Source organism: Streptococcus sp. DD11, from assembly GCF_001578865.1.
GTDB lineage: Bacteria > Bacillota > Bacilli > Lactobacillales > Streptococcaceae > Streptococcus > Streptococcus panodentis.
Genome location: NZ_KQ969393.1, coordinates 1 through 3,874 on the forward strand (window position 1 = coordinate 1; position 3,874 = coordinate 3,874).

The window sequence follows — 3,874 nt, forward strand, 5'->3', positions numbered from 1 at the left end:
TTTTTTCCGCCATAGCTCAGTTGGTAGTAGCGCATGACTGTTAATCATGATGTCGTAGGTTCGAGTCCTACTGGCGGAGTATTAAAAAAGAGGTTATAGTTACCTCTTTTTTCTTGTTCTAAAGTTTTTGGCGTTTGATACTCATCAAAAATCAAAAAGCAGTCACGGAATTCCTTCGGGGAATGAGCTCTGTTACTGATGCCTTAATATACTGTTTTCAGACTAAATGACTATAAATGTTTTTTATCAGATCCAGAGCAAGGCGATACAGAAACCCGTTTATTCAGTTTTTCCAAAAGAGACATCTCTCTGTACGTAAAGACGCAGTCATCATGGGAGTCTGTTTCACTCTCAATGGCCCGGGCTAGACTAAGAAGAAAACCTTGTCTTCTTAGTCCAGCTTCTAACAATCCGAATGAAGCGACAAAGTCGGTTGTTTACAGCCTCATTAGCCAGCTAAGGCAATCTTGACTCAAAACAGAATTTTTGAACCAGCTTCGTCCGTTATTTTTCTGTTTTTTGTTCAAAAAAGGCACGGTAAAGGGCTCGGATAGCTGCTTTTTCCTGTTCTTTATTGACAACGAACATAATAGAGACTTCGCTTGAACCTTGTGACATCATCTGAATGTTGATCTTGTTTTCTGACAGGGCCTTGGTTGCAGTTGCTGTAACCCCGATACGGCTTTTCATTTTTTCGCCGACAATCATGATAATAGAAAGGTCATGCTCGATTTCGGCGTGGTCAACCTCAGCTTTCTGGAGCAGCTGGCGAAGGATCTCTTCTTCTTTGATTGGTGTCAGTTCCCGTTCGCGCAGGATAATGGAAAGGTCGTCAATTCCTGTCGGCATATGCTCCCAGCCGATATTGAGTTCCTCAAGAATTTGCAGAACTTTTCTACCAAAGCCGATTTCCCGGTTCATCAGATATTTGGACATATTGATGCTGACAAAGCCGGCATCTCCGGCAATTCCAACAACAGGGAGATGTTCACTGCTGTGCTGATGGACGATTCTTGTTCCTGGATGGTCGGGATTGTTGGTGTTTTTGATAACCAGAGGGATTTTGCCGCGATAGGCTGGAAGCAAGGCTTCATCGTGCAAAACGGTAAAGCCGGCATAGGCCAATTCCCGCATCTCCCGATAGGTCAGCTCGGAAATAGAGTGGGGTTTATGGACAATTCCCGGGTGGGCAGCAAAGATGCCGTCAACATCAGTGAAGTTTTCGTATATATCTGCTTTGACACCTGCTGCAATAATGGAACCGGTGATGTCGGATCCGCCTCGTGAGAAGGTGCAGATTTGCCCATCTCGGGTAACGCCAAAGAAGCCTGGGATAACTAGAACTTCCTCAGAATTGTTTAATTCTTCGATTTTATCATAACTGGATGGCAGGATGCGCGCATTGCCGGGTTCGCTGGAAACGAGAAGACCAGCTTCCTTTGGATGGATATAGCGGGCAGGAAGGCCGTTTTGGCTGAAAAAGGCTGCAATCAGTCGGGCGTTATTGTCTTCACCGGCAGCTAGAAAGCTGTCATAGAGAAATTCATTGTCATCAATAGGGAGGCTGGCCAGCGAGAGGATGTTTTTTGAAATTCTCTCAAGAACGGAGGCTTTGAGTCCCAGCTCTGTGACGATATCTGAATAGCGCTGGATGATCCACTGCTGATGTGGAGCCAGATCGTTTCCGGCCAGATAATCGCGGTAATACCGTATCAGGGCATCGGTCACTTTCATATCGCTGCCATCCCGCTTTCCTGGAGCAGAGACAACGACAAAGCGGCGTTCTTTATCCGACTTGACGATATTTAGGACTTTTTGTAACTGGGTTGCAGAAGCAAGCGAACTTCCGCCGAATTTTACGACTTTCATAGTGGCTCCTCATTCTTATTTAGAAAATTATAACAAAATTCTGAAAATTTTTCAAACGGGATTCTACTTCATTTTTTTGAACGATTTCAGAGATTTTTTAAGCAAAATCCGAATATAATTTCATTTTTTATGATTTTTATTTTCTTTGTCTTCAATTTTATGATACAATAAGTCATGAGTTATAATTTGATTATCAAATTATTTAATCATAAAACAAAAACGGCTGCTGTGGTTCGGCCGGGAATGGAGTTCGAATGGCTTTTAAGGGTATTCTCTACAATGTGACTGACGAGGTAGCAACGATTACTTTCAATCGTCCGGAAGTTTCCAATGGTTTTAATATCCCCATGTGCGAGGAAATACTGGAAGCGATAGAGCTGGCGGATAAGGACGAGTCGGTAAAATTTTTAGTCATCAATGCCAATGGCAAGGTCTTCTCTGTCGGCGGTGACTTAGCAGAGATGCAGCGGGCAGTCGGTGAGGATGATGTCCAATCACTGGTAAAAATAGCTGAGCTGGTTAATGATATTTCATTTGCGATGAAACGCCTGCTGAAACCAGTGATTATGAGTGTGGATGGTCCAGTCGCCGGAGCGGCGGCCAATATGGTTGTGGCTGCTGATTTCTGTATTGCTACGGAGAAATCCCGCTTTATTCAGGCCTTTGTCGGTGTCGGTCTGGCTCCTGATGCGGGGGGGCTCTATCTGCTGACCCGTGCTATCGGTGTGACCCGGGCGACCCATCTGGTCATGACCGGCGAGGCTCTGACAGCAGAGAAGGCGCTTGATTACGGCTTGCTCTACAAGGTCTGCGAAGCTGAAAAGCTGACCAAAACGACAGAGCAGCTCCTCAAGAAGCTGAAGCGCGGTTCGGCCAATTCTTACAGTGCTATGAAGAAAATGGTCTGGAAGAGCCTTTTCAGCGGCTGGCAGGAATATGCCGAGCTGGAGCTGGAACTGCAGAAATCTCTGGCATTCACAGAAGATTTTAAGGAGGGTGTTCGGGCTTATTCTGAAAAGCGCCGGCCCAATTTTACTGGTAAATAGTGTTCAATGACGTGTTCTTTTAATATTTGTGCAAAAGCAATAGAAAATTATTTGAAAATCAAAATATTTTTCAAAAAGACTTGCAAAATGCTGTCCTATCTGATAAAATTTGATTGTCAAAGTATTTTTCAAGGAGGTGTAGAGTTTGGATTTCCAATTAGTAAACGATTATTTAACTTCGATTTTTAATAACGTCTTGGTTATTGAAGAATCGAGCCTCCGAAGCAGCCGTTTCAATGATGTTTCTATCAAAGAAATGCATACCATTGATGTGATCGGCTCAACCCCCAATGCAACTCCCAGTGATATTTCAAGGGAACTGATGGTGACCCTGGGGACTGTCACGACCAGCTTGAACAATCTGGAGCGCAAGGGCTATATTGAACGTCGCCGTTCAGAGGTTGACCGCCGTGTAGTGCATCTGAGTTTGACAAAGAATGGGCGGCTTTTGTATCGTCTTCATAAGCGCTTCCACAATCGCATGGTGATGCAGGTGATTGACGGGATGAGCTCTGAGGAGAGACAGGTGATGCAAAAGGGCCTGCAAAATTTATATAGTTTCCTAGAGGATTTGAAATAATGAACTATGCTAAAATTAGCCAAGTGGCTCATTATGCTCCCAGTCAGGTCATCACCAATGACGATTTGGCCAAAGTGATGGATACCAGCGATGAGTGGATTTCAAGCCGTACAGGGATTAAGAAACGCCACCTGTCCCGCAATGAGTCAACCAGCGATTTAGCGGCCAAAGTTGCGCAGCAGCTGTTGGATAAGACTGGTCTGACTGCGGATGCCATTGATTTTATCATTGTTGCGACGGTTACTCCGGATTCGATGATGCCTTCCGTGGCGGCCCGAGTACAGGCCAAGGTAGGAGCAGTCAATGCTTTCGCCTTCGATCTGACGGCGGCCTGCAGCGGCTTTGTCTTTGCCCTATCAACGGCTGAAAAGCTAATCGC

3 protein-coding genes, 1 tRNA gene and 1 pseudogene are annotated in these 3,874 nt (G+C 45.1%); 4 read left to right on the forward strand and 1 reads right to left on the reverse strand.

Features of this window, described 5'->3' with window-relative positions; all coding sequences use genetic code 11:
- Positions 1-5: 5 nt before the first annotated feature.
- Positions 6-79 (forward strand) — tRNA-Asn (locus STRDD11_RS03285).
- A 425-nt stretch (positions 80-504) separates the two neighbouring features.
- Here the strand turns inward: STRDD11_RS03285 and STRDD11_RS03290 are convergent.
- Positions 505-1,869: an aspartate kinase gene (locus STRDD11_RS03290; protein ID WP_128835387.1), complete on the reverse strand. Its 1,365-nt coding sequence runs from the start codon at positions 1,867-1,869 to the stop codon at positions 505-507.
- A gap of 254 nt (positions 1,870-2,123) precedes the next feature.
- Here STRDD11_RS03290 and STRDD11_RS03295 point away from each other — a divergent pair, with 254 nt between their 5' ends.
- The 3 genes and pseudogenes from STRDD11_RS03295 to STRDD11_RS03310 form a co-directional block, all read left to right on the forward strand.
- Positions 2,124-2,915, forward strand: a complete 792-nt coding sequence (locus STRDD11_RS03295) for an enoyl-CoA hydratase (RefSeq protein ID WP_128835389.1) — start codon at positions 2,124-2,126, stop codon at positions 2,913-2,915.
- Positions 2,916-3,060: 145 nt separating this feature from the next.
- Positions 3,061-3,495 carry a fatty acid biosynthesis transcriptional regulator FabT gene (locus tag STRDD11_RS03305; protein WP_128835393.1) on the forward strand — a complete coding sequence of 145 codons (435 nt, stop codon included), beginning with the start codon at positions 3,061-3,063 and terminating at the stop codon, positions 3,493-3,495.
- A pseudogene (locus STRDD11_RS03310) lies at positions 3,495-3,874 on the forward strand (3-oxoacyl-ACP synthase); the annotation flags it as partial. The gene STRDD11_RS03305 and the pseudogene STRDD11_RS03310, both read left to right, overlap by 1 nt.